Annotated in this window: 20 protein-coding genes; 4 read left to right on the top strand and 16 right to left on the bottom strand. The window is 70.8% G+C overall.

Annotated elements, in window-relative coordinates; all coding sequences use genetic code 11:
* Positions 1 to 39: 39 nt before the first annotated feature.
* Together ACIBTS_RS28875 and ACIBTS_RS28870 are read left to right on the top strand one after the other, a co-directional pair.
* The gene (locus ACIBTS_RS28875) at positions 40 to 1782 is read left to right on the top strand and encodes an ATP-binding protein (RefSeq protein ID WP_399323195.1); all 1743 of its coding nucleotides are present in this window, start codon (positions 40 to 42) and stop codon (positions 1780 to 1782) included.
* Entirely contained in the window at positions 1779 to 2459 is a 681-nt protein-coding gene (locus ACIBTS_RS28870) for a response regulator (protein ID WP_079659044.1), read from the top strand. The genes ACIBTS_RS28875 and ACIBTS_RS28870 overlap by 4 nt, the downstream gene beginning before the upstream one ends.
* 77 nt (positions 2460 to 2536) lie before the next feature.
* Here the strand turns inward: ACIBTS_RS28870 and ACIBTS_RS28865 are convergent, their stop codons facing one another.
* From ACIBTS_RS28865 to ACIBTS_RS28855, 3 genes are all read right to left on the bottom strand, one after another.
* Positions 2537 to 3598, bottom strand: a complete 1062-nt coding sequence (locus ACIBTS_RS28865; protein WP_399323267.1) for an ABC transporter substrate-binding protein — start codon at positions 3596 to 3598, stop codon at positions 2537 to 2539.
* Between the two features lie 132 nt (positions 3599 to 3730).
* Positions 3731 to 4594, bottom strand: a complete 864-nt coding sequence (locus ACIBTS_RS28860; RefSeq protein WP_319343500.1) for an ABC transporter permease — start codon at positions 4592 to 4594, stop codon at positions 3731 to 3733.
* The gene (locus ACIBTS_RS28855; protein WP_079659046.1) at positions 4584 to 5399 is read right to left on the bottom strand and encodes an ABC transporter ATP-binding protein; all 816 of its coding nucleotides are present in this window, start codon (positions 5397 to 5399) and stop codon (positions 4584 to 4586) included. Before ACIBTS_RS28855 ends, ACIBTS_RS28860 begins: the two co-directional genes overlap by 11 nt.
* Before the next feature lie 161 nt (positions 5400 to 5560).
* Here ACIBTS_RS28855 and ACIBTS_RS28850 point away from each other — a divergent pair, with 161 nt between their 5' ends.
* A complete protein-coding gene (locus tag ACIBTS_RS28850; RefSeq protein ID WP_319343504.1) occupies positions 5561 to 6253 on the top strand; it encodes a response regulator in 693 nt (230 codons plus the stop codon).
* A gap of 140 nt (positions 6254 to 6393) precedes the next feature.
* Here the strand turns inward: ACIBTS_RS28850 and ACIBTS_RS28845 are convergent, their stop codons facing one another.
* The 6 genes from ACIBTS_RS28845 to ACIBTS_RS28820 form a co-directional block, all read right to left on the bottom strand.
* Positions 6394 to 7986, bottom strand: coding sequence for a cation acetate symporter (locus tag ACIBTS_RS28845; RefSeq protein ID WP_399323192.1), 1593 nt, complete (start codon positions 7984 to 7986; stop codon positions 6394 to 6396).
* Complete coding sequence (locus ACIBTS_RS28840; protein ID WP_399323190.1) at positions 7983 to 8558, bottom strand: DUF485 domain-containing protein; 576 nt, start codon at positions 8556 to 8558, stop codon at positions 7983 to 7985. Before ACIBTS_RS28840 ends, ACIBTS_RS28845 begins: the two co-directional genes overlap by 4 nt.
* A gap of 80 nt (positions 8559 to 8638) precedes the next feature.
* On the bottom strand, positions 8639 to 9322 hold the full coding sequence (locus ACIBTS_RS28835; protein ID WP_399323188.1) for a response regulator: 684 nt from the start codon (positions 9320 to 9322) through the stop codon (positions 8639 to 8641).
* Positions 9319 to 10470 (bottom strand): sensor histidine kinase, encoded by a 1152-nt coding sequence (locus ACIBTS_RS28830; RefSeq protein ID WP_399323186.1) that lies wholly within the window; start codon positions 10468 to 10470, stop codon positions 9319 to 9321. The genes ACIBTS_RS28835 and ACIBTS_RS28830 overlap by 4 nt, the downstream gene beginning before the upstream one ends.
* Positions 10467 to 10988: a DUF1453 domain-containing protein gene (locus ACIBTS_RS28825; RefSeq protein ID WP_399323184.1), complete on the bottom strand. Its 522-nt coding sequence runs from the start codon at positions 10986 to 10988 to the stop codon at positions 10467 to 10469. Before ACIBTS_RS28825 ends, ACIBTS_RS28830 begins: the two co-directional genes overlap by 4 nt.
* 209 nt (positions 10989 to 11197) lie before the next feature.
* On the bottom strand, positions 11198 to 13318 hold the full coding sequence (locus tag ACIBTS_RS28820; protein WP_399323183.1) for a type IIA DNA topoisomerase subunit B: 2121 nt from the start codon (positions 13316 to 13318) through the stop codon (positions 11198 to 11200).
* A gap of 445 nt (positions 13319 to 13763) precedes the next feature.
* Between ACIBTS_RS28820 and ACIBTS_RS28815 the strand changes: the two genes are divergently transcribed.
* Positions 13764 to 13994: a hypothetical protein gene (locus tag ACIBTS_RS28815; protein ID WP_079659053.1), complete on the top strand. Its 231-nt coding sequence runs from the start codon at positions 13764 to 13766 to the stop codon at positions 13992 to 13994.
* A 123-nt stretch (positions 13995 to 14117) separates the two neighbouring features.
* Here ACIBTS_RS28815 and ACIBTS_RS28810 read toward each other — a convergent pair whose 3' ends face one another.
* The 7 genes from ACIBTS_RS28810 to ACIBTS_RS28780 all read right to left on the bottom strand — a co-directional run bounded on the left by ACIBTS_RS28810 (position 14118) and on the right by ACIBTS_RS28780 (position 25742).
* Positions 14118 to 14984, bottom strand: coding sequence for a serine protease (locus tag ACIBTS_RS28810; RefSeq protein WP_399323180.1), 867 nt, complete (start codon positions 14982 to 14984; stop codon positions 14118 to 14120).
* A 132-nt stretch (positions 14985 to 15116) separates the two neighbouring features.
* A complete protein-coding gene (locus ACIBTS_RS28805; RefSeq protein WP_079664729.1) occupies positions 15117 to 16658 on the bottom strand; it encodes an RNA polymerase sigma factor in 1542 nt (513 codons plus the stop codon).
* A gap of 429 nt (positions 16659 to 17087) precedes the next feature.
* A complete protein-coding gene (locus tag ACIBTS_RS28800; RefSeq protein ID WP_319677799.1) occupies positions 17088 to 17975 on the bottom strand; it encodes an FCD domain-containing protein in 888 nt (295 codons plus the stop codon).
* A 162-nt stretch (positions 17976 to 18137) separates the two neighbouring features.
* Positions 18138 to 20267: an ATP-binding cassette domain-containing protein gene (locus ACIBTS_RS28795; protein WP_399323179.1), complete on the bottom strand. Its 2130-nt coding sequence runs from the start codon at positions 20265 to 20267 to the stop codon at positions 18138 to 18140.
* A gap of 115 nt (positions 20268 to 20382) precedes the next feature.
* On the bottom strand, positions 20383 to 21141 hold the full coding sequence (locus ACIBTS_RS28790; RefSeq protein ID WP_079659056.1) for an NUDIX domain-containing protein: 759 nt from the start codon (positions 21139 to 21141) through the stop codon (positions 20383 to 20385).
* A 129-nt stretch (positions 21142 to 21270) separates the two neighbouring features.
* Positions 21271 to 23190, bottom strand: coding sequence for a glycogen debranching N-terminal domain-containing protein (locus tag ACIBTS_RS28785; RefSeq protein ID WP_399323265.1), 1920 nt, complete (start codon positions 23188 to 23190; stop codon positions 21271 to 21273).
* 611 nt (positions 23191 to 23801) lie between these two features.
* Positions 23802 to 25742, bottom strand: a complete 1941-nt coding sequence (locus ACIBTS_RS28780; RefSeq protein ID WP_399323177.1) for a DUF4192 domain-containing protein — start codon at positions 25740 to 25742, stop codon at positions 23802 to 23804.
* Positions 25743 to 26017: the final 275 nt, after the last annotated feature.

Raw genomic sequence — 26017 nt, 5'->3', positions numbered from 1 at the left:
CCTACGGCTGCACCGGCCCACCCACGTACCGTCTTGGGTATGAGCCCCACTCCCCCCGCCCGTCGCCTGCGCCTCGGAATGCCGCGGCGCATGTTCTCGCAGCTTCTGCTCATGCAGCTGGCGATCGCCGCGGGAGTCGTGGTGCTCGCCACCGGGCTGTTCCTCGCCCCGCTCAGCAATCAGCTGGACGACCAGGCGATGCGCCGCGCCCTCGCCATCGCACAGACCACCGCCGCGGTGCCGCAGATCGCCGAGGACCTGCAGCGCACGCGGCCGTCGGTCGACGGACCGGTGCAGCGGGAGGCCGAGCGGATCCGCAAGGCCAGCGGCGCCGAGTACGTCGTGGTGATGGACCTCAACGGCACACGCTGGTCGCACCCCGAGCCCGCGGAGGTCGGCGGCCATGTCTCGACGTCCCCGAGCAAGGCGCTGGCCGGCAGGACCGTCATGGAGATCGACAGCGGCACCCTGGGGCGCTCGGCCCGCGGCAAGGTGCCGCTGCGCGACAGCAACGGCCAGATCATCGGCGCGGTCTCGGTCGGCATCGAGTACGACAGTGTGCGGGCGCGTCTGATCCATGCGATCCCCGGGCTGTTCGCCTACGCCGGAGGTGCCCTCGCCGTGGGTGCGCTGGCCGCCTGGCTGATCTCCCGGCGGGTTCAGCGACAGACCCGTGACCTGGCCTTCTCGGACATCTCGGCGCTGCTCGCCGAACGTGAGGCGATGCTGCACGGCATCCGGGAGGGTGTCGTCGCCCTGGACCGCGCCGGACGCGTCCGGCTGCTCAACGACGAGGCCCAGCGCCTCCTCGGCATCGGGGACGAAGCGGTGGGCGCATCGCCCGACCAGGCGCTCGGCGAGGGACGTACGGCCGACGTGCTGTCCGGCCGGGTGACCGGCACGGACCTGATCTCCGTCCGCGGCCAGCGGGTCCTGGTCGTCAACCGCATGCCCACCGACGACGGCGGCGCGGTGGCCACCCTGCGCGACCGCACCGAGCTGGAGCAGCTCGGCCGCGAGCTGGACTCGACGCACGGCCTGATCGACGCGCTGCGCGCCCAGGACCACGAGCACGCCAACCGCATGCACACGCTGTTGGGACTGCTCGAACTGGAGATGTACGACGACGCCGTGGAGTTCGTCGGGGAGGTGGTCGGCGATCACCGGGCCACCGCGGAGCAGGTGACCGAGCGGATCAAGGATCCGCTGCTCGCCGCCCTGCTGGTCGGCAAGGCGACCGTCGCTGCCGAGCGCGGGGTCGCCCTGTGGGTCTCCGACCGCACCCGGCTGCCCGACCGGCTGATCGACCCGCGCGGGCTGGTCACGATCGTCGGCAACCTCGTGGACAACGCGCTGGACGCCGTCGCGGGCAAGCCGCACGCGCGCGTGGAGGTCGAATTGCGTGCGCAGGGCCGTGCCGCAGTGCTGCGGGTGCGGGACACCGGGCCCGGCATACCGGCCGAGCAGCGTGAGTTGATCTTCACCGAGGGTTGGTCCACGAAGAAGCCGCCGGCGCACGGCAAGCGCGGCATCGGGCTCTCCCTGGTGCGCAGGCTCGCCGAGCGGCAGGGCGGCAGCGCGGCGGCCGGCGAGGCGGCCGGCGGGGGCGCCGAGTTCACCGTCGTCCTGCCCGACGCGCTGACCGAGCCCGAACCGGCACCCGGCCCGGAACCCGGCCAGGACTTCGGCCTGGGCTCCGGCCCGGCGTCGGGCCCGGCGTCCGACCTGGAGCCCGCATGGGCCGCTCCGGCGAAGAGCGCTGTCGAGGAGGAGTCGCGATGATCGAGGTCCTGGTCGTGGACGACGACACCAGGGTCGCCCGGGTCAACGCCGCCTACGTCGGGAAGGTCCCCGGCTTCCATGTCGCCGGCGAGGCCCACAGCGCGGCCGACGCACTGCGCCAGCTGGAGCTGCTGCCCCGTCTGGACCTCGTCCTGCTGGACCACTACCTGCCCGACGAGACGGGTCTCGAGGTCGTGCAGGAGATGCGCCGGCGCGGCCACCAGACCGACGTGATCATGGTGACGGCCGCCCGGGACGTCTCGACGGTGCAGGCCGCGATGCGCCAGGGCGCCCTGCAGTACCTGGTGAAACCGTTCGCCTTCGCGGGCCTGCGCGCCAAGCTGGAGGCCTACGCCGACCTGCGTCGCACGCTCGACGGCGGGGGTGAGGCCGAACAGGCCGACGTCGACCGCATCTTCGGTGCGCTGTCCGCCCGATCGGAGCCCGGGCTGCCCAAAGGGCACTCCCCCACCACCGCCGAACTCGTACGCCAGTCCCTGATGAACGCCGAAGGGCCGCTGTCGGCGCAGGAGATCGCCGACCGGACCGGAGTGAGCCGCCAGACCGCCCAGCGCTATCTGAAGCTTCTGGAGCGCACGGGACGGGCCCGGCTGACCCTGAAGTACGGCGACGCGGGCCGCCCGGAACACCGTTACGTGTGGGCGACCCGCGCCTGAGGGCACGGCTCCTTGGGGGCGGGGAAGGAACCGTGCCCTCGTGGGATACGGATCCCGACCCGCCGCCTGCTCGACCGTCAGCCCGTCGCCTTGTCGACGAACTCGGTCGTGTAGGTCTTGCTCAGGTCGACGTCGGCGTTCTGGATGTTCGTGTTGAACGCCTTGAGGACCTTCTCGACCGTCTCCGGACCGTTCTTGGGCATCACGCCGTCCTTGGTGAACATGGGCAGCGAGTTCTGGATGGCCACCGAGTACAGCAGCTTGTTGCCCTGCGAGTAGTCGGCCGGCATCTTCTCGGCGATCTCGGCGGCACTGTGTGTGGACATCCACTTGAGCGTCTTGACGAACGCGTTGGCCAGCTTCTGGACGGTGTCCTTGTGGCCGTTGACCCAGTCCGTCTGCATGTACAGGCTCGACGACGGGTACGGTCCGCCGAGCGCCTCCTGCGAGCCCTGCGGGGTGCGCATGTCGAGGAGGATCTTCCCGACCTTCTTGTCCAGGACGTTCGCCACCGTCGGATCGGTCGTCATGCCGCCGTCGATGGCGCCCTGCTGGAGCGCCGAGATGAACGTCGGCCCCGCACCCACGGCGACCGGGGTGAACTCGCTGACCTTCACGCCGTTCTTGACGGCGAGGTACTTGGTGAGGAAGTCCGTCGAGGAGCCCAGGCCCGTGACACCGAGCTTCTTCCCCTTGAAGTCCTTGGGCGAGGCGATGTCGCCCTCCGCCTTGGTGGAGACGATCTCCACCTCGCCGGGGGCCTGCGAGAGCTGCACGACGGACTCCACCTCCTTGCCCTTCACCTGAAGGTCGAGGGTGTGGTCGTAGAAGCCGACGGCGCCCTGGACCTGGCCGGAGACGAGCGCGGTCTCGGCCTGCACACCGGCCGGCTCGCTCAGCAGTTCGACGTCGAGCCCCTCGGCGTCGAAGTAGCCCAGCCGCTGGGTGAGCATCGCGGGCAGGTAGATGACCTTGTCCAGGCCGCCGACCATGATCTTGACCTTCGTGCCCTTGCCGTCCCCCTTGCTGCCGGATCCGCTGGAGGCGGTACTGGCCGCGTCGTTGGCGCAGGCGGTGAGCGAGGAGAGGGCGAGCAGGCCGACGGCGGCCAGGGCCGCGTGTCTGGCGGTTGTGCGCATACGCATGGCGGGTTCACGTCCTTGTGAGAGGGCGGGGCGGGGGTGAGGATCGTTCAACGAGGGGATGAGGAGATGCGGGGATGAGGAGATGAGGATCGTTCGGCGAAGAGCCGGCTGCGGCCGACGGAGGGATCAGCTGTCGGAACCCGACGGCTTCCACCGGAAGATGCGGCGCTCGGCGAAGGTCAGCAGCCCCTCGGCGACCAGTGCTACGGCGGCGAGGATGACCATCGCGGCGTACACACCAGCGGCGTTGAACGTGCCCTGTGACTGCGCGACGAGCAGGCCGATGCCCTTGGTCGCGCCGATGTACTCGCCGACGATGGCGCCGATGAGGGCGAAGCCGAAGCTGACGTGGAGGCTGGTGAAGATCCACGAGGTGGCGGACGGGATGACCACCTGAAGCGTCACCCTGCGGTCGCTCGCGCCGAGGATGCGGGCGTTGGCGACAAGGTTGCGGTCGACCTCGCGGGCGCCCTGGAAGGCGTTGAAGAAGACCGGGAAGAACACCAGGACCACGGCCGAGGCGACCTTGGAGGCGGGGCCGAGGCCGAACCAGATCACGAAGATCGGGGCCAGGACGATCCTGGGTATGGAGTTGAGCACCTTGATGTAGGGACCGAGGACATCGGCGAGAAAGGTGATCCGCCCGAGCGCGATGCCGCACACGACACCGGTGACCACGCCGATGATCCAACCGAGCAGCGCCTCGTAGAGCGTGTACCAGATCTGCTCGCCGAGGGAGCCGAGGGCGGTCCCGTGCGTGATCCAGGTCCAGATCTGGTCCCAGATCTTGGAGGGCATCGAGAAGTTGAACGGGTCGATGGTCTTGGCCCGCGAGAGCGCCTCCCACAAGGCGAGGACGGCCACCAGGAGGAGGACCCGGGCGGCCGCGACGACGATCTTGCGTCTGCGGGCGGCACGCGCGCGTGAGTGCGCGCGGTCCGGCGCCTTGACTGTGTCGACGACCGGAGTGCTGAGCACGTCAGGCGACATGGGCGGCACCTCTTTCACGGGTGATGCGGACCTCTTCACCGAGGGACTCCCAGATCTCGCGGTAGATCTCGATGAACCGCGGCTCAAGACGCACCGACTCGACCTTGCGCGGCCGCGGCAGGTCGATGTCGAAGACGTGCTTCACGGTGGCCGGCCCCGCGGTCATGACCACGACCTTGTCGGCCAGCGCGATGGACTCCTCCAGGTCGTGGGTGACGAAGACCACGGACGCGCCGGTGCCCTCCCACAGCTCCAGGAGCTCGTCCGACATCAGCGCCCTTGTCTGCACGTCGAGCGCCGAGAACGGCTCGTCCATGAGCAGGATCTCGGGGTCGTTGACGAAGGTCGCGGCGAGGGCGACGCGTTTGCGCTGACCGCCGGAGAGCTGATGCGGGTAGCGGTCCTCGAAGGCGGCGAGCCCGACCCGGGCCAGCCACTCGCGCGCCTTCAGCTTCGCCTCCGCCTTGGGCACTCCGCGGAAGCGGGGGCCGGCCATGACGTTGGACAGGACCGTGCGCCACGGGAACGTGGCGTCCTGCTGGAAGACGAAGCCGACCTTGTCGCCGACGCCCCGCACGGGCTGCCCGGCGACCAGTACCTCGCCCTGAGTGGGCTCTTCCAATCCGCTGACCAGCGTCAACGTGGTCGACTTGCCGCAGCCGGTCGGCCCGACGACGGCCACGAACTCGCCGCGCCCGACAGTGAGGTCGAGGTCCCGCACGGCCGTGTGCGGGGCTCCCGACGGGGTCCTGAAGACCTTGCTCGCACCCCGCAGCTCGATGGCGGGGCTGGTGTGTGCGCTCATGGCCGGGGACGGTAGAGGTGACCGGCGAGTCAGCATCAGCCTTCTGGGCGCATGCGCTTCTTTTGCCTGCAGTAGCCTGTTGTGCTCCTTTTGCTCGCGCTACAACAGCGGAGCCGAAACATGGGCTTAACGCCCACCTGGCCTGCACGGAGAGAGGCCCGATGATTGACGTCCTGGTCGTGGACGACGACTTCCGTGTCGCCGAGATCAACGCCAAGTACGTGGGAAAGGTTCCCGGATTCCGGGTGGCCGCCCGCGCGCACAGTGCCGCCCAGGCACTGGCCGCCGTCGAGCGCGGCACCATCGACCTGGTGCTGCTCGACCACTACCTGCCCGACCAGACCGGCCTCCAGCTCGTCCACCGCATGCGGCAACAGGGCCACGGCACCGACGTCATCATGATCACGGCGGCCGGCGACGTCACGACGGTGCAGACCGCGATGCGTCTGGGCGCCCTGCACTATCTGGTCAAACCGTTCACGTTCGCCGCGCTGCGCACCCGCCTCGACTCCTACGCCGCCCTGCGCCGCACCGTGGACCGGGTGGGCGGGCACGGCATCGCCGGTCAGGAACAGGTCGACCGGATCTTCGGCGCCCTGCGCACCGCACCGGTGCCGTCCTCGCCCGGTCTGCCGAGCGGCCACTCGGAGCCGACCACGGACCTGATCTGCGCGGTCCTGCACCGCGCGAACCAGCCCTTGTCGGCCCACGAGGTCGCCGCCGAGACAGGCCTGAGCCGCTCCACCGCCCAGCGTTACCTCCGCCATCTGGAACAGGCCGGTCGCCTGCACCTCTCCCTGAAGTACGGCGACACCGGCCGCCCGGAACATCGATACGCGTGGGTGGCGCCGTAGCCGTGAGCTGAGCGGTCAGGGGTGAGCGGTGAAGGGTGAGCGGTGATCCCGTTGCGGTACTGCGGTGGAGCAGCCGCCCGCCCGTTTCGCTCAGTCCGCTGATCGCTGGTTCGAGCGTGCCGCAGGCTGAAAGAAACCGCCTACGCGGCGCCCGCTCCCGTCAGTGACCGCACCTCGGTCTCCGCGTGCTTGGCCTCGTCCGCGATCTCGGCCGAGGTGACCGTGCCCAGCCAGCCCGCCAGGAAGCCCAGTGGAATGGAGACCAGGCCGGGGTTCTGCAGGGGGAAGTACTGGAAGTCCACGGTCGGGAAGAGCGACTCGGGGCTGCCGGACACCACCGGCGACAGCACGACGAGCGCCAGGGCAGGCACCAGCCCGCCGTACACCGCCCACACGGCGCCCCGCGTGGTGAAGTCCCGCCAGAACAGCGAGTACAGCAGGACCGGCAGGTTCGCGGAGGCCGCGACGGCGAAGGCGAGCCCGACCAGGAAGGCCACGTTGAGATCGCGGGCCAGCAGGCTGAGGGCGATCGCGACGACGCCGATGCCCACGGCGGCGGCCCGTGCCACCGCGACCTCGCTGCGAGGTTCGGCGTGCCGACGGCGGAAGGAGGCGTACAGGTCGTGCGCCACCGACGCCGAGGAGGCGAGCGTGACCCCGGCGACGACGGCGAGGATCGTGGCGAAGGCGACGGCCGCCACGACCGCGAACAGGACCGTGCCGCCCGTGGAGTCGGCGCCGCCGCCCAGATCGAGGGCGAGGAGGGGAACGGCCGTGTTCCCGGATGCGTTCGAGCCGCGTACGGCCTCCGGGCCGACGATCGCCGCCGCGCCGAAGCCCAGAACGATCGTCATCAGGTAGAACCCGCCGATCAGCCCGATCGACCAGACCGCGGACCGCCGGGCGGCCTGCGCGGTCGGCACGGTGTAGAAGCGGGACAGGATGTGCGGCAGCCCCGCCGTGCCCAGCACCAGCGCGAGACCCAGGCTCATGAAGTCGAAGCGCGCGGTCCAGTCCCCGCCGTACTTCAGTCCGGGTGCCAGGTAGGCGGAACCGTGCCCGCTGCGCTCGGCCGCCGTACGCAACAACTGGTCGAAGTCACCGTGGAAACGCACCAGGACGAGCGCGGTGAGCACGACGGTGCCGCCCAGGAGCAGAACCGCCTTCACGATCTGAATCCACGTGGTGGCCCGCATCCCTCCCAACGACACATAGATCACCATGAGTGCACCGACCCCGATGACGGCCCAGGACCGGGCCGCCTCGCCGGTGTTCCCGAGGAGCAGCGCGACCAGGCTGCCCGCACCCACCATCTGCGCCACCAGATAGAGAACGGACACGATGACCGAGGAGGTTCCCGCCGCGATCCGCACCGGCCGCTCGCTCATGCGCGCGGCGACCACGTCGGCGAGCGTGAACCGCCCACAGTTGCGCACGAGTTCGGCGACGAGGAACAGCACCACCAGCCAGGCCACGAGGAAGCCCACCACGTACAGCAGACCGTCGTACCCGTACAGCGCGATCAGTCCGGTGGCGCCCAGGAAGGAGGCGGCCGACATGTAGTCGCCCGCGATGGCAAAACCATTCTCCATCGGGGAGAACAATCGGCCGCCCGTGTAGAACTCCTCCTGAGAACCCTGCCGGTTGCGGCCCACCCAGGTCGTGATCCCCAGCGTGACCGCGACGAAGGCGCTGAACAGCAGCAACGCCGGCGCTTGTTGGTTACCGGTCACGACGCACCGCCCCTTGCTTCACGCGTCAGTTCCTGAGTGTCCCAACGCAGTTCGAGCGCGGCGCGGTCCCTGTGCAGCCGTGCGTGCCGGGCGTAGGCCCAGGTGAGCAGGAACGTGCTGAGGAACTGTCCGAGCCCCGCGAGCAACGCCATGTTCACCGCGCCGGCCACCGGCCGCGCCATGAACGCGGGTGCGGTCGTCGCGGTCACGACGTACGCCACGTACCAGACGAAGAACCCGGCGGCCGCCGGCACCACGAACCGCCGGTACCTGCTGCGCACCTCCTGGAAGGCCGCGCTGCGCTGCACCTCGAGGTAGACCTGGGCCGCCGCGACGGCTCCGGTCCCCCGCTCCCGGCGTGCCCCCGGGACCTCGGTCACCTCCGTGACCGTGGCCGACTCGCCCCAGCCCGAGGCGAGCGCGTCATACCACGGGTCCTCGTAGCGCATTTCTCCTGGCGCTTCGACGAATGCCCGGGCTTGACGCTGATGGTGCTCGTCCCCGTATGGCGTGGGACCGCCGACCTCGGAGCCGTCCCCGTCGGAGCGTGCACGGCCGTTGCTTGACTGCATGCCCAAGGATGGACAGAACGGGAAGTTCCGCGACTCTTCTTCCCCGCACACTTCACCCCTTCAGGTGACCGACGGGCCGTTCACCCCGTCGGCGGCCGTACCAGCCCCATCCGGTACGCGTAACGAACCGCCTGCGCGCGGCCCTTGATGCCCGTCTTGGTGAACATGTTGTTGATGTGGGTCTTCACCGTCGCGGTGGACACGCTCAGCCTGCGCGCGATCTCCTGGTTGCTCAGCCCCTCGGCGATCAGCGCCAGCACCTCCGCCTCCCGTGTCGTCAGCCCGTCGGGCACGGCAGCGGGCTCCGCCGGCTCCGGTTCGGGCGCCGACAGGCGCTCCAGCAGCCTCCGCTGCACACTCGGCGACAGCCCCGCGTCCCCGGACAGCACGCTGTGCACCGCCCGGACGATCTCGTCCCCGCCGGCGTCCTTGGTGAGGTACCCCCGGGCTCCCGCTTTCAGCGCCGGGAACAGGGAGTCGTCGTCCGCGTAGGTCGTGAGCACCACGACCTGGGTTCCGGGATGCTCCGATCGGATCCGCCGGGTCGCCTCCACTCCGTCGCAGCGGGGCATGCGCAAGTCCATCAGCACCACGTCGGGAGCCAGTTCGGCGACGAGCCGCACCGCCTCGTCCCCGTCCCCGGCGGCGCCCACGACCTCGACCCCCGGCAACAGCCCCAGCAGCATCACGATGCCTTCCCGGACGACCGTCTGATCGTCCGCGACCACCACCCTGGCGGGCTTCTTCTCCGCCTCCGCCGTCATACCGGCACCTTCAGCGTCACCACGAAACCTTCCTCGTCCGGTCCGGCAGCGAGCGAGCCGCCCAGCAGTTCGGCGCGCTCCCGCATGCCCAGCAGACCGTACCCGCCTCCCGCCTGGGCGAGTTCGCCCGGCGAACCCCCCGAGTCCCGCACGTCCAGGGTGACTTCATGCGGTCCGTACTCCAGCCGCACCCGCACTTTCGCGCCCGGAGCGTGCTTGCGGACGTTCGTCAGAGCTTCCTGGGCGACCCTTCGCACCGCCTGTGACGCCTCGACCGGCAGGTGTCTGCGTTCACCCCCAACGGTGACCTCGGCACCGTCGGACGCGCGGACGAGGTCGGTCAGGAAGTTCTCCAGCGGCGTCAGATCACCGCGCAGCGCGGAGAGCGACTGTCTGGTCTCCTCGAGACCGTCGCGAGCCATCCCGCGTGCCGCCACCACGCGGTCGAGGATCTGCTCGCGGTCCGCGCCCCGCTCGATCAGCAGCCGGGCCGCTTCCAGGTGCACGAGCTGCGCCGAGAGACTGTGGGCCAGGACGTCGTGGATCTCCCGGGCGATGCGGGCCCGCTCCGCGAGTGCGGCCGACTCGGCCTCGGCCGCACGTGCCGCACGCTCCTGGGCGAGCAGTCGCTGGGCGTTGCCCCTGGCTTCGGCGTCCAGGCGCAGCGTGTACCCGGCGAGGGCCATCCCGCCGATCGTGGCGGCTGTGGTCAGCCACACGCCGTTGTTCACGGCCGCATACGAGGCGAGCGCGACCGAGGCGACGGGCAGCGCCGCCGCCAGGGGCATCCGTTCCAGTGCCGCGACGCCGCAGCCGCACCACAGAAGGAGGGCGGGTTCTCGGAAGCCCACGAACTGGGCGCCGACGGCCAGCGTGAGCAGGAGGAGGATGAGGGCCAGCGACGGCCAGAGCCGGTGCTGGAGCGTGGCCCGCCAGAAACACCGGGCCAGCCCGCCCGTCAGGAGGACTCCCGCGGCGCCCGCCGCCGTAACCCAGCCGTGGACCCGGCTGTCGTGGAAGGCACTCCACAGGAGAATGCCGAGAAGCGGCAACCGTACAGCCCACGCGATCAGGCGTCGGGAGCGCGTCGTCCCCTCGCGGCCCAGCGCCTCCCGAGAAGGCCAGCGTGTCCAGGCGTTCTCCGTCACACGCGCTCCTTCCACGCCGACCGGGGCAGGTGGTCACCGTATGCCGTGGCCGCAGTGGCCTGACTCAGGGACTGTGTGCGCCAGATCAGTATCCCGGAGCGGACCAGCAGGGTGCCCGCGAGCCCCAGCATCAGGGCCGAACTGTGCTGGTGGACGCCCACCAACGCACCGACGGCGAAGAGGCCCGCCCGCAGACCGATACCGACGGCCCAGACGGCCGCGCTCGCCTTGGTGCTCTTGCTCCACACCGCGCCGTCCGGCTCCACCCAGATGCGCGTGGTCCATGCCCAGGCGGCTCCCATGAACAGGCCGACGATCACTTCGGAGCCGAGCACCAGGGCCGACTCGGTGGGGTGACGGGCGTCGAGGAGGTCGGGCTCGCGCAGCGCTATGACGGCCAGGATCCCGGGCAGCAGCCACCATCGCCGGTCCGCGTCGATGCGGCTTGCGCGGAACTGCCGCACGATCACCAGCGCGGCCACGGCCACGGTCACCAGTGCGTTGACGAGCCCGGACATCACAGCCTCCGTGAGCGGGAAGGGGATGCCGGCAGCAAGTGCTGCCGACGCCTTCGACGCTACGGAATCGGGAAGCTCCGCAGATCGGAGCGGGGGTGGATCATGGGTGGATATGCGAAGGCCCGGGTTCTCCACCCGTGGGTGGAGAACCCGGGCCCGCTCGTCCCGGCTGGAGAGCCGCAGAGCCGAGGCCTAGCCGAGCCCGGCGGCTATGCGTCGATGCGGGACCGGTCCAGCGTCGCCGCCGAGCTGGAGATGAACTCCTTGCGCGGCGCCACGTCGTTGCCCATGAGCAGGTCGAACACCTGCTCGGCCGAATCCAGGTCGGAGAGGTTGATGCGCCGCAGGGTGCGGTGGCGGGGGTCCATCGTCGTCTCGGCCAGCTGGTCTGCGTCCATCTCGCCGAGACCCTTGTAGCGCTGGATGGAGTCCTTGTACCGGACGCCCTTGCTCTGGAACTCCATGAGCTTGTCGCGCAGCTCGCGGTCCGAGTACGTGTACACGTACTTGTCCTGGCCCTTCTTGGGCTGGATGAGTTCGATGCGGTGCAGCGGCGGCACCGCGGCGAACACCCGGCCGGCCTCGACCATGGGCCGCATGTAGCGGTGGAACAGGGTCAGGAGGAGGGTCCTGATGTGGGAGCCGTCGACATCGGCGTCGGTCATCATGATGATCTTGCCGTAGCGGGCCGCGTCGATGTCGAAGGTGCGCCCTGAGCCCGCTCCTATGACCTGGATGATCGCACCGCACTCCGCGTTCTTGAGCATGTCGGTCACGGACGACTTCTGAACGTTGAGGATCTTGCCCCGGATCGGCAGCAGCGCCTGGAACTCGGAGTTGCGGGCCAGCTTCGCCGTGCCGAGCGCGGAGTCTCCCTCGACGATGAACAGCTCGCTGCGCTCGACGTCGTCGCTGCGGCAGTCGGCCAGCTTCGCGGGCAGGGACGAGGACTCCAGTGCCGTCTTGCGGCGCTGTGCGTCCTTGTGCTGCCGGGCCGCGATACGCGTCCGGGCCGCGGCGACCGCCTTCTCCATGACGACCCGCGCCTGAGCTGCGGCATCGCGCTTGGTGGAGGTCAGGAACGCCTTGAGTTCCCTGGAGATCACGGTGTTCACGATGCGCCGGGCCGCCGAGGTGCCGAGGACCTCCTTGGTCTGGCCCTCGAACTGGGGCTCGGCCAGGCGGACGGTGACGACCGCGGTCAGGCCCTCCAGGGCGTCGTCCTTGACGATGTCGTCCTCGGCGACACGCAGCAGCTTCTTGGCCCGCAGCACCTCGTTCATCGTCTTGGCGACCGCCTGCTCGAAGCCGGCGACGTGGGTGCCGCCCTTGGGCGTGGCGATGATGTTGACGAACGACCGGAGCATCGTGTCGTAGCCGGTGCCCCAGCGCAGCGCCACGTCGACGCCGAGCTCGCGGGTGACCTCCGTCGGGGTCATCTGCCCGTGCTCGTCCAGGACCGGGACCGTCTCCTTGAACGTGCCCTGCCCCGTGAAGCGCAGGACGTCGCAGACAGGCTTGTCGGTGGCCAGGTAGTCGCAGAACTCACTGATGCCGCCGTCGAAACGGAAGGACTCCTCGCCCTTGCTGCCGCCCTCGCCGAGGCCGTACTCGTCGCGCACGACGATGGTCAGGCCGGGCACCAGGAACGCGGTCTGGCGGGCCCGCTGGTGGAGGTTCTCCAGGGAGAGCCTGGCGTCCTTGAGGAAGATCTGGCGGTCGGCCCAGTACCGCACCCGCGTGCCGGTGCGGTTCTTGGCGATCCTCTTGACCTTGCGCAGGCCGCCCGTCTCGAACTTGGCTTCGGGGCCGTCCGCGGCGAAGGCGCCCGGGACTCCTCGCCGGAAGCTGATGGCGTGCGTGTGGCCGCTTCGGTCCACCTCGACGTCGAGTCGGGCGGACAGGGCGTTGACCACGGAGGCGCCGACGCCGTGCAGACCGCCGGAGGCGGCGTAGGAGCCGCCGCCGAACTTGCCGCCGGCGTGCAGCTTGGTCATGACGACCTCGACGCCGGACAGGCCGGTCTTGGGCTCGACGTCGACCGGGATGCCACGGCCGTTGTCACGGACCTCGACCGAGGCGTCGTCGTGAAGGATCACCTCGATGTTGTCGCAGTATCCGCCCAGGGCTTCGTCGACGGAGTTGTCGATGATCTCCCACAGGCAGTGCATCAGACCACGGCTGTCGGTCGAGCCGATGTACATACCCGGGCGCTTCCGCACGGCCTCGAGGCCCTCGAGGACGAGCAGGTGCCGCGCGGTGTAGTTGGAACCGTCCCGGTCTGCTCCTGCCAGCAGCGCTGTGGACGGCACGGACGTTTCGGCGGTCACGCGGTTCGCTCCTCGCTGAATTTCAGTTGGGGCCCTTCTGGGTAAGGGCGCGGCTTGGTTCACCGCCAAGAGGGTACCGAGGCCTGGTAGAGCCGTTGTCACGCCACCCTCGTCTCAAACTCAGACTAGTCCAGCGTCGCATACGTGTTCGATCCCTCGATGGAGTGAAGTACATATCACGTTCCCTTCGAGGCATGAACCATTTAGGCTCCGGGCACGTCCTCATGAACAAACCGGCAAGCCAGCCGGGAGGATCGAACCATGACCGACAGCGCGAAACCGTAAGCACCACAGACCACGCAATACGGCACATTCGCCGCCAAACCGGCAGCAGACGGCCACCTCGGAAAGATTTTTTCGAGGAGAAGCCACGAGCGGGAACGTTTTGGGGCTGGTTGGATGTTGACCCTGGTACGACAGCTCGTCGAGCTAGAGAAGAGGCGACGTGACTACTGTTCTGACCCCCGCGAGCCCGCTGACGGCCGCTGACCGCTGCGACCGCTGCGGCGCCCAGGCGTACGTGCGCGTCGTCCTGCTCAGCGGCGGAGAACTGCTCTTCTGCGCCCACCACGGCCGCAAGTTCGAGCCGGAACTCAAGAAGATCGCCGCCGAGATACAGGATGAGACGGAGCGGCTGACGACCGTTCCGGCGTCCGTCTCCGAAGAAGAGCGCTGATCCTGCGCGTCCACGACGAGCGAGAACCGGCACAGGCCGGTGTGCGGGCGGCCGTCCCTGCTCCCAGGGGCGGCCGCCCGTTCTCGTGTCGCGAAGCCCCGGCCTCGCCGCGGGGAGGCCCGCTCAGGCGTGCTCAGGAGCTTTGTGGGGCCTCCGGGTGGCCGCGTCCCAGCCCAGTGTCCGTACGACATCGGACACCCGGGTGTAGACGCCCGGGCTTCCGGGCCTCCCACAGCCGTCGCCCCACGACACGAGGCCGATGAGCCGGCCACCCGCGACCAGCGGACCTCCGCTGTCCCCCTGGCAGGCGTCGCGGCCGCCCCGCACCTCTCCGGCGCAGACCATGCTCCGCGCCATGTACGTGCCGTCGGCCGACCCCGGATACGCCAGTTCGCAGAGTGTGTCGGACAGCACATGCAGGCTGGCCGCCCGCAGCCTGTGCGCGTACGCGCCGAACCCCGTGAGGTCACCCCAGCCGTAGACGACGGCGTCCGTGCCGGGCGCGTACGCCGGGTCGCCCTCGCCCGCCATGGCGATGACCGACGCCGCCGGAAGGGGCTCGGCCAGGGTGAGCACGGCGAAGTCCCCGGCGTTGCTGGAACTGTCGTAGCCCGGGTTCACCCAGACGCCGCGCACGGAGACCTCCCGCCCCGTGTCCGCGTACAGGTCGGTACGGCCCGCGACGACCTTCAGGTCGGTCGCCTTGGCCGGCGGCACTCCCAGGACATCCTCGCCCATGCAGTGGGCCGCGGTGAGAACGGTCGACGGGCCGACCGCCACGCCTCCGCAGAACTGCCCCGAGCGCGTACCTCCGAACCGGTCACGGCTGGACAGCGCGACCGTCCACGGACTCTGGGAGACGTCGATCGGAAAGCCTCCCAGCACGACGCCGTCGGAGGCCGCCGGGGCGGCGGAGGCCAACGGTATGGCCATGGCCATGGCCGCCAGGATCAACGGCCGGGCCAGGGCCCGGACAAGGGGACGACGCATGCGCGCTCCTCACTCTGGAGTGGACGATGAACACCCAGAGTCATTCAGGGCGCGGCGCCTCGCACCCGCGCGCCGACGACGAAGGCCCGGCTCCCCGAGGAGAACCGGGCCTTCGTGCCGTACGGCTACGACCTAGTCGAGGTAGTCGCGCAGCACCTGCGAACGGGACGGGTGGCGCAGCTTCGACATGGTCTTGGACTCGATCTGGCGGATGCGCTCGCGCGTGACGCCATACACCTTGCCGATCTCGTCGAGGGTCTTCGGCTGACCGTCGGTGAGACCGAACCGCATGGAGACGACGCCCGCCTCGCGCTCCGACAGGGTGTCGAGGACGGAGTGCAGCTGCTCCTGCAGGAGGGTGAAGCTGACGGCGTCGGCCGGGACGACGGCCTCGGAGTCCTCGATGAGGTCACCGAACTCGCTGTCGCCGTCCTCGCCCAGCGGGGTGTGCAGCGAAATGGGCTCGCGGCCGTACTTCTGGACCTCGATGACCTTCTCGGGGGTCATGTCGAGTTCCTTGGCCAGCTCCTCCGGGGTGGGCTCGCGGCCCAGGTCCTGGAGCATCTGGCGCTGCACGCGCGCGAGCTTGTTGATGACCTCGACCATGTGCACCGGGATACGGATGGTGCGGGCCTGGTCGGCCATCGCGCGGGTGATCGCCTGACGGATCCACCAGGTGGCGTACGTGGAGAACTTGTAGCCCTTGGTGTAGTCGAACTTCTCGACCGCGCGGATCAGACCGAGGTTGCCCTCCTGGATGAGGTCCAGGAAGAGCATGCCGCGGCCGGTGTAGCGCTTGGCCAGGGAGACCACCAGGCGGAGGTTGGCCTCCAGGAGGTGGTTCTTGGCGCGCCGGCCGTCCTCGGCGATGATCTCCAGCTCGCGCTTGAGCTTGGGGGCGAGCTTGTCGGCGTTGGCCAGCTTGTCCTCGGCGAACAGACCGGCCTCGATGCGCTTGGCGAGCTCGACCTCCTGCTCGGCGTTGAGGAGGGGGACCTTGCCGATCTGCTTGAGGTAGTCCTTGACCGGGTCGGCGGTGGCGCCGGCCGCGGCGACCTGCTGGGCGGGGGCGTCGTCCTCGTCCTCGTCGGAGAGTACGAAGCCGGCGCTCTCGGTGCCCTCGGGCTCGTCGCCGGTCTTGGGAGCGTCCTCGAGGACCTCTTCCTCGACCAGCTCGGCGTCGTCCTTCTTGGCGGTGGTCTTCTTGGCCGCCGTCTTCTTGGCGACGGTCTTCTTCGCGACCGTCTTCTTGGCGGGCGTCGTCTTCTTGGCGGCCGCCTTCTTGGCAGGGGCGGCTTCTTCTGCGGGGTCGTCCACAGCGGGTGCGACCGGGGCGGCCGCGGTGGTGGCGGTGGCCTTCCTGGTGGTCACCGTCTTCGCCGCGACCGTCTTGGTGGCGGTGCGCTTGGCCGGACTCTTCGCTGCGACGCTCTTTCGGGTGCGCTTGGGCTCCGCGGCACTGACCATCAGCGTCACACCCTCTTCCTCGAGGATCTGGTTGAGGCTGCGCAGTACGTTCTTCCACTGAGTGGCCGGAATCTGGTCAGCTTCGAAGGCCCGACGCACATCGTCGCCGGCGATCTGCCCCTCAGCCTTTCCCCGCTCAATGAGCGCCATGACAGAGACGGACTCGGCGATCTCCGGCGGGAGCGTACGGGATGTGCTGGCCGACACGAACAACCTCTCGGAACGTTGGAAAACGGCTTCCGGCCCCGTCCACGATGGACAGGAGCCGACCACCGGCCTGGGGGTGGGCCGACGGCGCGGGCGGGGGCCGGGAGGATGCACAGCGCCTTCAACGGCGTCCGTATTCCCTCCGCGGCTGTCACCTCTTAGGTCATCGCGTTGTTTCCACAAGCGTTACGCCCTATCTTCGTGGCCCGAGTCACACCCCGTAAGCGTGCATAAACGGTCAGACATGTACAGAAGAGGTCACCTGTGGTGTCTACCCGAGCCGCCGTGACCGAATCCCACCACATCGACCGTCGGACCCCGCAGCCCCCGTTTCGGGTTCTGCGGGGTCCGACGGCAATGCGGGTGAACCGGCCGGGGACGACGCGGGAGGGGAAGACCTCCCCGACCGCTCCCACCCGTCGGGTACGGTCAGTGCTCGCGTGGCGCCGGCACGACGCGCTCCACCTCGGGATGAACGGTGAGCAGCTGCCGCATGGCCGTCTCGGCCGCGGCACCGTCGCCCGCGGCGAGGGCGTCGACGATCCTGCCGTGACACCCGAGCGACGCATCGTTCGGCCGGTCACAGCCTGTGACCGGGCCGCCGGAGACCTGGAGGGCGGACGACACGATCCCGGAAAGGTGCTCCAGCATGCGGTTGCCCGCGACCTGGATGAGCAGCGAGTGGAACTCGGCGTCGGCCCGGGAGTAGGTGAGCGCGTCGCCCTGCCCCATGGCGTGCGCCATGATCTCGACCATGTCGGACAGGCGCTGCTGGACGTCGGCGCGCCCGTGCCCGGCGGCGAGGCGGGCGGCGAGCGGCTCGATCGTCCAGCGCAGTTCGCTGAGCTCGCGCCGCTGGTCGTCACGCTGGGGACCGAAGGCCCGCCACTCGATGATGTCCGGGTCGAGGAGATTCCAGTCGCTCACGGGACGCACGCGCGTGCCGACGTTCGGCCGGGCGCTGACCAGGCCCTTGGCCTCGAGGACACGCAGCGACTCTCGGACGACGGTGCGGGACACCTCGAACCGCTGGCCGATCTCCTCGGGCACCAGCGGACGGTCGGCACCCAGGTCGCCCGAGACGATCATCTGGCCCAGCTGCTGGACGAGTTGGCCGTGCAGTCCGCGTCCGCGGCTGCCCGCGGTGCGGCGGCCCACGCGGCCCAGCTCGGGGTCCGCGGTCTCCCAGACGGGAGCTCCGACGCGGTCGGCGGACGGGGCCTCGGCGTAGGGGTAGCGGTCGAGTTCGCCCGGGCCGGCCAGACCGGAGTCGGCGGAGCGGGCGGCGGTCATCATGGTGTGCGCAAGGGTACTCACGGATCCTTTGTCGGCGCTGCCTCCAACTCCCTTGAGGTCTTTGGTGAAAAGCACACGAAAGGGTGATCGCTCACCCCGTCGCAATTGACGCCTTATCGGAAAGAAATGGGCTTTCTCCGGGGAGTTGCGCACAGGCCCGGGCGGGATGGGCCCGTAGGGGCGTCATCGGACCCTGCTGCGCAGGGTCATGAACACATACGCGCACAGCAGAGCCGTCAGGGACAACGTCAGGGCCCCGCCGACGGGTTGGGCGAGCACGCGCGCCACGGCGAACAGATAGCGCTCTCCCCCGAAGGGCCATTGCACCAAAAGCGTCTCGCGCAACCGCATCAAGAGTCCGGCCGCCGCCCGCACCGACGTGCTCTCCACGGCCCTCTGTACGACGGGTACGACGACGACGGGCACGGCGACCACTGCCGCCAGCCCGGCCGTGGTGGAACGGAAGACGCCCGCGGCCAGAACACCGGCCCAGGCGCAGCCGACCACAAGACCGAGCCAACTCGCGCTCAGCGCAAGCCACTCCGCGGGAACCTGCGTGAGTTCCCGTCCGTAGACGAGATAGAGCGCTTCGGCATCGCAGCCCACGGTGAGGAAGGCCAGCATCAGGGCGGTGAGAGCGGCGACGAGGAGCTTGGCGGTGAGTACCCCCAGCCTGCGGGGCACGGTGCCGCGGTCCGCCGCCAGGGCGGGGTGGCGGAACTCGTCTCCGAAGGCCAGCGCACCGAGCAGTCCCGCGCCGAGCGCGGCGGGCGGCAGCGGCAGTTGCACGGGCCACGCGGCCAGCAGCCGCGCCTGCGAGGTATGGCCCACCCGGGCCAGGAGTACGGCGGCGAGGGCGGAGACGACCAGTACCGCTGCGCCGGTGAGGAATCCGGTGCTGATCCCGGCGGCTCGGCGGAGTTCGTAGCGGAGGGGCCGCAGGGGGCTGGGGGCGGAGCGCACGGAGATGGGGGGTGGCAGGGCGGGCAGGGTGTCGAAAGTACGGGAGGCGGAGGGACGCCGGGAATGCCGAGCGGGGGGCACGGCGGCCGGCTCGGCGTTGGGGGGGCACTCGTCCACGACGGTTGCCTCGGTCGCCGTCGCGGTCGCGGTCACGCCCGGGACGGTTTCGGTCGTGCCGCCGACAGCCGTAGCGGCGGCACCGGGCCCGGAACCGCCGCCAGACGCCGGAAGGGCACCACGAGGGGGCACATCGGTCGGCCGGCCTGGCGCGGGGGATGCCGCCGGCTCGTCCTCGGGCGTGCGCGGCGCTTCAGCGGTGTCGGCCTCCTGGGCACCGTTCTCCGCCCGCGCGTCCCCGGAGGCCTTCGGGCCTGCCATGGCCGGCAGAGGGACTCCGACGGCGGCCGGCTCCTCCGCCGAGGAGGCCGACCCTGTTTCGGGGCGCGTCCGACGCGGGACCTGCACTCCGGCCCCCGGCCCCATGTCACCTGTCTCGTCGGCGAGTTGGTGGACGAGGATGCCGTGCCGGAACGCGGCCTCGCCGACATGGGCGCAACTGCTGCCGTACACCGAGAGCCGGTTGCCGTCCTCCTGCACGACTTCGAGGGAGCGGCGCGCGGCCCGGGCCTCCTTGGCGAGCAGGTCGGCCAGGCGGACGGCGTGTGGGCTGCGGACGGCCACCCGGGGGCGCAGCCGGGTGCGGGCGAAGTCGGCGGCCTCCTGGTCGGCGACGAGTCTGCCCTGGTCCAGGGTGACGACGCGGTCGGCGGTGCGGGCGGCCTCCTTGGGATCGGCCGTGGTCATCAGAACGGTGCCGCCCTGGTCCGCGTGCGCGCGCAGCATGCCGTGCAGCCAACGGTGCTCGCGCCCGGCGAGCCCGTCGGCCGGGTCGTCGAGGACGAGGGTGTGCGGGTCCGCGAGGAGAGCGCAGGCCAGGCCGAGCCGACGGTCCATGCCGCGGGAGAGGGTGCCGAGGCGTTCGTCGCGCAGGCTGACCAGGCCGACCACCTCGAGCACTTCGTCGGCCCGCCGGACCGGAACACCGGCGGCCGCGCACAGCATGCGCAGATGGCCGCGGACCGTGCGGGCCGGGTGCCCGGGCACATCTCCCAGGAGCACGCCGACCTCACGGCAGGGGTGGGCGATGCGATGCAGGGGGCGGCCTCTGAAGTAGGCGAGCCCGCGGCCCTGTTGGAGTTCGAGCAGGAGTCTCAACGCCGTGGTCTTGCCCGCGCCCGGCGCTCCGAGCAGTACGGTGACGCGGCCCGCGCGCGCCTCGAAGGAGACGTCGTCGACGGCGGGCGGAAGCGCCTTACGGGAGTTGCTGGTCAGTCCGAAGGCCTGGATCACCCGCAGCAAGATAGCGCGTTATGTCTGCTTTGCCCGAGTGCCGCACGGTCGTCCGCGCAGGCGATCGACGCGTTCGGGTTCCTGTCCTCACTTCGACGGCCACGGCAGGCCGGCGTCACACCTCGGGGCGCAGCATCGGCGGGTTGAGCAAGGTCGCACCGCCCGCGCGGAAGAGCTGCGCAGGCCTGCCACCCTGCCGGGTGGTGGTGCCGCCGGTGGGCACCAGGAAGCCGGGCGTGCCCGTCACCTTGCGGTGGAAGTTGCGCGGGTCGAGCGCCACCCCCCACACCGCCTCGTACACCCGGCGCAGTTCGCCGACCGTGAACTCGGTGGGGCAGAACGCGGTCGCCAGGGACGAGTACTCGATCTTGGAGCGGGCCCGTTCCACGCCGTCCGCGAGGATCTGCGCGTGGTCGAAGGCCAGCGGCGCGACCGGTTCCCCGTCCCGGCCGTAACCGCCGTGCTGGAGGAGTTCCTCGACGGGCGCCCAGCGCGCGTTGCTGGCGTCGCCGCCCGCTCGCGGAGCCGGCAGGTCCGGGGCCAGCGCCAGGTGCGCGACGCTCACTACACGCATCCGGGGGTCACGCTTGGGATCGCCGTACGTGGCGAGCTGCTCCAGGTGGGCGCCGTTGTCCTGGGCGGGGACCGAAGGGTCGTGGGCGCGCAGTCCGGTCTCCTCGGCCAGTTCGCGGGCCGCCGCCTGGGTGAGGTCCTCGTCGGCCCGCACGAAGCCGCCCGGAAGCGCCCACCGCCCCTGAAACGGCGCCTCACCCCTGCGCACCGCCAGCGCGCACAGGGCATGGCGGCGCACGGTCAGCACGACCAGGTCCACGGTGACGGCAAAGGGCGGAAACGCTGACGGGTCGTAGGGCATGCGGCGATCATAGTCGTCTTCCTGACGATAAACACTCCCTTCGTCGGCCGCCCGGATGGCTGATCCCCTACGGTTGCGCGCGGCCGTCAGCATGCGCCCGGCGTCCGTCCAGCGCCGCGTCGCACGAGGTCACACCCCCAATTGCAGCCCGTCGGCCGCCTCCTCCACCATGGCGAGTCCGAGCCGACTGACCCGTACCGAGAAGGGGGCGCCCGCCACCCGTAGGCCGGTCAGGGAGATCTCACCCAGAGGCACGCTGGGCACAGGGCGCAGTGTGACGGTTCCGGCCGGGGCGTCGGGCCGGATGCCGGCCAGGGCGGTCAGCAGCAGGACCCCGGCCGCCGCAGCGGTGGCGGCGGGACGGCAGGCGGCCGGATGGGGGAGGGGAGCGCTGCCGTCTCCGCGCTGCTCCCCCGCGTACATCTCGGGGAGGCGATGGCCGAAGGACTCGGCCGCCGCCAGTACGCCTCGCAGCAGCCCGGCGCTCTCCTTCTCGTAGCCGGCGGCGGCCAGGCCCGCGACAGCGATCGCCGTTTCGTGGACCCGTACGGCTCCGCTGCGGTGGCCGAAGGGGTTGTAGCCGGCTTCCTTCATGCCGAGACCTCGCAGCCCCCAGCCCGAGTCCATGACGGGGCTGCCGAGCAGCCGGGCGAGTTGTTCGGTCTGCACCTTGTCCAGCACCCCGGGGGCGAGGGCGCCGCCGCCCAGCAGTCCGGTGTCGAGGAGGTGGACGGCGGTCGCGCCGAGGTGGGGCAGCGGCCGCCCGTCCGGGGTGCGGGCGGCCGCGGGTCGTCCGCCTCCCCGGTCGTCGATCCAGAAGTCCCGCCGAAACACGGCACGCACGGCCCGCGCCCACTCCCGCAGGCCGCCCGCGCCCGGTCTGGCGCAGGCGTCGAGCAGATCGGCGCCGAGCAGTGCCGCTCGGTGGGCATGGGCCTGTGTCTCGCAGCGCACGGGCCCGCCGGGCTGGGGGTCTCTCAGGTAGGGCCCGTCGCCGACCGTGGCGCGCAGCCAGGTCAGGCAGCGCTCGGCCGTCGGCAGCAGTTCCTCCGTCTCCTGGTCCGGCAGACCCCATCGGCGGGCCTCCGCGAGGAGTACCGGGAAGAGCAGCGTGGCCTCCGTCCCCGTACACCCCGGCGGCAGATGGGCGCCCGCGTCGCGCCGGGGGCCGGGGATCATGCCGTAGCGCGGACCTGGGTCCATGACCTGGGTGCGCGCCAGGGTGCGCAGGGTGCCCGCGGCGAGGCGGGTGCCGAGGGGCAGCGTCATGCGGGCCGCGGCAAGCGCCTCGGCCGGCGCCATACCGCAGCGCCACGGCACCCCTGCGGCGAGGTGGATGTCGGCGGGGTGCGCGGGGTCGCGCACCAGCAGGGCCTGCAGATCCTCGAGGCTCGTCGTCAGGAGCGCCCGGACGCGTGGGTCGTCGCCCGTCGCGTGTGCCGCAGCCAAGGGGCTCGTAGCCGTCCGGCCCACGGCCCGGACCGGGCCCGCCCCGTCCAGGCGAACTCTCAGCTCCACGCGGACGCTGCCGCCGGGAGGGACCTCGAAGTCCCAGCGCAGCAGCCCGGCGGAGGCGATGGCGTCGGCGGGCGGTGGGTCGGCCGTGACGTATGAGGTTCCGGTTGCGCAGGACCAACGCAGGCCGGAGTCGTGGACGCTGGCCGGCAGTTCGGGGCCCACGGCGCCGGAGGCGATCGCCCCCAGGTCGGCCAGGTCGGCGCCGAGGCTCACCTCGACCGGAAGCCGCAGCGGCCGTGCGGCGGCGCTGTGCAGGGTGATCCGCTCCGTGCCGTCCGCGCAGCGCGTCCGCTCCACGACGACGTCCGGGTCCGGGCCGCCGTGCGGGGTGACGCGCAGGGTGCCGACGAAACGGGCCCGGTCGGCCGACGTCATCCTCGCCTGGACCACCAGCGGTTCGCGTCCCGCCACCCGCACCTGGCAACGAGAGAGGATGCGCCGGCCCGCCCGGTAGAACCCCTCCAGTCCACGCCCGGTCAGCTGACCCTGTTCCGTCGAGATCGCAAGGCCCGGCAGGGCGACGCAGATCATCGCCGTGTGGGCGGGCGGCAGGCCGGTGGCACGAGGTGGGGCGGGCGACCGGGGCGGTGGCGTCACCCCTCGGGACGAGGGTGCTGACGACAAGCGGGATGGCTGCGGGCGACGGGGCGCACCGGTGGGCTCGGGGATGGGCGTGCCCCGGATCCGCCCGTCCGCGGACAGGCCGGGGACGCCCCCGGACCCGGCGACCGGCCGACGGCGCCGATCATCTTCGGAGGGTCTGGCCTCTTGCGGAACGGGCCTGCCCGAAGGTGATCGGCCGGCGTCCGCGCCATGGGCCGGCCCGGGGTTGTCGAGGGTGAAGCGGTCGTCGGCGGCGGAGGGCGGAGTCGGCTGATGCATGCGGTGACTTCCTCTGCTCTCTGTGCGCCTCGGGCAGGTGCGAGGCCGGGTGGAAGGCTCCGACAGGGCGGGTGCGCTGCGGCGGCACGACCGTGCCGGTGTTCCGCCACTCAGGTGAACGGGGCGGGACTCCCCCAGGTCACGCCCCCACGGCTCAGGCCCCACCGAATGGCCTCCGGAACCGCGGGTCCCGAACACGCCGGGTCGGACACGCCGTCGCTCACCGGCAGACGGCCGTCGTGCACCGGGACGCGGGGGCGTCACGCCTTCCCCGTGGCTTCGTCGCCGTCGGGCCGCGCACCTTCCGCGCCGCTGCCACGACGTCGTGGGGAGGCCTTGCCGGCGGGGCGTGGGCGGGATCCTCCTCGGCTCGGCGGGGTGGGGTGCGTGGTGTGAGGGGTGTGCGGGCTCGGGGTGTGCGGGCTCGGGGTGTGCGGGCTCGGCGTGTGCGGGCTCGGCGTGTGCGAGCGAAGGCCGTTCTTGCCCTGCGCTCGGCGTGGCGGTTCCTGCCCTTCCACTGCGCCTGCCGCAGCCGGCTCATGGGCGACGCCCACACCGGGGGCCCGGGTGCGGCGACGCCTGCGGGCGGTCGTGAGCGGTGGCGTCGACGCGGGCCCTGATGCGCATGCGGCCGGGCCGTGAGGGCCCGAGTCCCGGGCCTCCTCGACCTCATCGGGACGGTCCAGGTCCCTGGCTTCGCCGGAACGGTCCATATCGACGTCCATGTTCATGTCCATGGCCCCGTCCACGTCCCAGGGCGTGCCCTCGGCGGCTTGCGGATCCTCCGTGCCCTCAAGCCCGTCGGGGTCCTCAGCATCCCTGACGCCCTTGACGTCCTTGACGTCCTTGGAGCGTTCGGAGCTCTCGGGCCCCTCGGCCGTCGCCGCCTTGCCCGGACTCTGCGCTGCCGTGTCCCGTCCGCGTTCCTCGCGCTCGGCGCGCAGACAGCGTCGTACCGACTCGGGGTCGAGGCCTTCGTTGCAGGCCTGGTGGAGGAGGCGGGCGAACAGATATGCCGGGTCCGCGCCCAGGGCCATGGCAAGGGCCTCCCTCGCCTCGAGCTCGTCACCGCTGGACCAGGCGACCCAGCCGGCAAGGGTGAGGGGTGCCGCCGCGTGTTCGCCGTAGGGCCCGACGCAGCGGCGTGCCAGGGCCCGCCACAGACGCAGGGCGGGAGCCGCCTCGTCGCCCTCCATCCACGCGGCGGCCCGGTCGCGTGTCACCCGGTCCTGAAGGCCGAGGATCAAAGCTGCCGCTTCGTCGAATCCGAGCAGTTCGTCGTCGCGGTGGTCCGCCATGAGCATCCCCGACACGACGGGCGACTCGGCGAAGCGCCGCATGACCCGTCCGGCGAGTTCGAGCGTCTCCTCGCCCACCGCCGCGCGAGTCGACTCGTCCAGGATCCTCGGGATGAGCGCCATGCCGGCGGTGTCCAGGGCGACTTCCTGCTCCACTGCGGCAGCGGTCTCCAGAGGTAGCAGTCGGGCTCGCAGTTCGCGCAAGGTCCCACGGACCTGGATCCCGGCATAGGTCGCGGCAGCGGCCAGTACCGAGGTCCCGGGCAGGCCCATCGGGACGCCCTCGACCGGGCAGCAGCCCTTGCCGCCGCAGCAGTACGACCAGAAATGGCCGTCGGAGATGCAGAGTGCCTCGATCACGGGGATGTCGAGGCGGCCGCATTCGACACGGAGTTGGTGGGCCAGCGACTGCAGCCGTTCCATGACCTGTCGGCCCGTCTCACCCTTCGCCGGCTCCTGGCAGAGGTAGGCGACCATCTGCGCGGGACGGTTGCCGCGGCGTTCGCTGCCTGCCACGAGACCCTGCGCCAACTGCCGGGCGACCGCTCCCCAGTCGTCCGGGTTCGCGGGAATGCCCAGACGGGCCCGGCCCCCGAACCGGCCCCGTCCGCCCAGGTCGTGCAGGGCGACCAGGACGATGCTGTCCTCCGGCCGGTACCCGAGCAGGTAGGGCAGCGCGTCGGCCAGTTCGCCCGGGGTGCGCAGGGTCACCTGGTGGGCGGCGGGGCTCGCGCCGTACTCGGCGTTTCCTTCGTACCTCGTGTGGCTCACGTACGCCGTGTGTCCGTCGATGTGCCCGTCGATGTGTCCGTCCGTGTGCCCGTCCGAATGTCCCTCATCTCCCTCGCGTCCGGTGATGTCGCCGTTTTCGGAGGATCCAGTGGTTTCGCTGTGATTCGTCATGCGGAGACGATCTCGCGGATCCCAAGACTCCGCTTGGCCTGTGGATAAGTCCGATCAGGGGCACGTCATTGGGACGATTACAGGGACGCGCATCCCGCCGAACACCGCGGCGCGCCCGGGCTTCGCGGGACGTCCACCGGGTCGGGATCGCCTGCACGAGCCCTGGACAGCCGCATCGAGCCCCTACAGCGGAATGATGATCAATAGCACGACAAAAGACGTAGTTATGACACATCTGTTCACAGGACGGACTGATGATCGCTAGCTTCCTCTCG

Origin of the sequence: Streptomyces sp. NPDC050121, from assembly GCF_044460385.1 — a bacterium.
In the GTDB taxonomy this organism is placed as follows: domain Bacteria; phylum Actinomycetota; class Actinomycetes; order Streptomycetales; family Streptomycetaceae; genus Streptomyces; species Streptomyces soliscabiei.
This window is presented reverse-complemented; position numbering and strand designations above follow the sequence as displayed.

What these genes read in the sequence shown, in the direction of transcription:
- ACIBTS_RS28835 (WP_399323188.1), bottom strand. Translation starts at nt 9,322, where the DNA reads ATGACGGCGGAGGCGGAGAAGAAGCCCGCCAGGGTGGTGGTCGCGGAC.
- ACIBTS_RS28850 (WP_319343504.1), top strand. Translation starts at nt 5,561, where the DNA reads ATGATTGACGTCCTGGTCGTGGACGACGACTTCCGTGTCGCCGAGATC.
- ACIBTS_RS28855 (WP_079659046.1), bottom strand. Translation starts at nt 5,399, where the DNA reads ATGAGCGCACACACCAGCCCCGCCATCGAGCTGCGGGGTGCGAGCAAG.
- ACIBTS_RS28840 (WP_399323190.1), bottom strand. Translation starts at nt 8,558, where the DNA reads ATGCAGTCAAGCAACGGCCGTGCACGCTCCGACGGGGACGGCTCCGAG.
- ACIBTS_RS28865 (WP_399323267.1), bottom strand. Translation starts at nt 3,598, where the DNA reads ATGCGCACAACCGCCAGACACGCGGCCCTGGCCGCCGTCGGCCTGCTC.
- ACIBTS_RS28780 (WP_399323177.1), bottom strand. Translation starts at nt 25,742, where the DNA reads ATGACGAATCACAGCGAAACCACTGGATCCTCCGAAAACGGCGACATC.
- ACIBTS_RS28790 (WP_079659056.1), bottom strand. Translation starts at nt 21,141, where the DNA reads ATGCCCTACGACCCGTCAGCGTTTCCGCCCTTTGCCGTCACCGTGGAC.
- ACIBTS_RS28870 (WP_079659044.1), top strand. Translation starts at nt 1,779, where the DNA reads ATGATCGAGGTCCTGGTCGTGGACGACGACACCAGGGTCGCCCGGGTC.
- ACIBTS_RS28825 (WP_399323184.1), bottom strand. Translation starts at nt 10,988, where the DNA reads ATGTCCGGGCTCGTCAACGCACTGGTGACCGTGGCCGTGGCCGCGCTG.
- ACIBTS_RS28810 (WP_399323180.1), bottom strand. Translation starts at nt 14,984, where the DNA reads ATGCGTCGTCCCCTTGTCCGGGCCCTGGCCCGGCCGTTGATCCTGGCG.
- ACIBTS_RS28875 (WP_399323195.1), top strand. Translation starts at nt 40, where the DNA reads ATGAGCCCCACTCCCCCCGCCCGTCGCCTGCGCCTCGGAATGCCGCGG.
- ACIBTS_RS28785 (WP_399323265.1), bottom strand. Translation starts at nt 23,190, where the DNA reads ATGATCTGCGTCGCCCTGCCGGGCCTTGCGATCTCGACGGAACAGGGT.
- ACIBTS_RS28860 (WP_319343500.1), bottom strand. Translation starts at nt 4,594, where the DNA reads ATGTCGCCTGACGTGCTCAGCACTCCGGTCGTCGACACAGTCAAGGCG.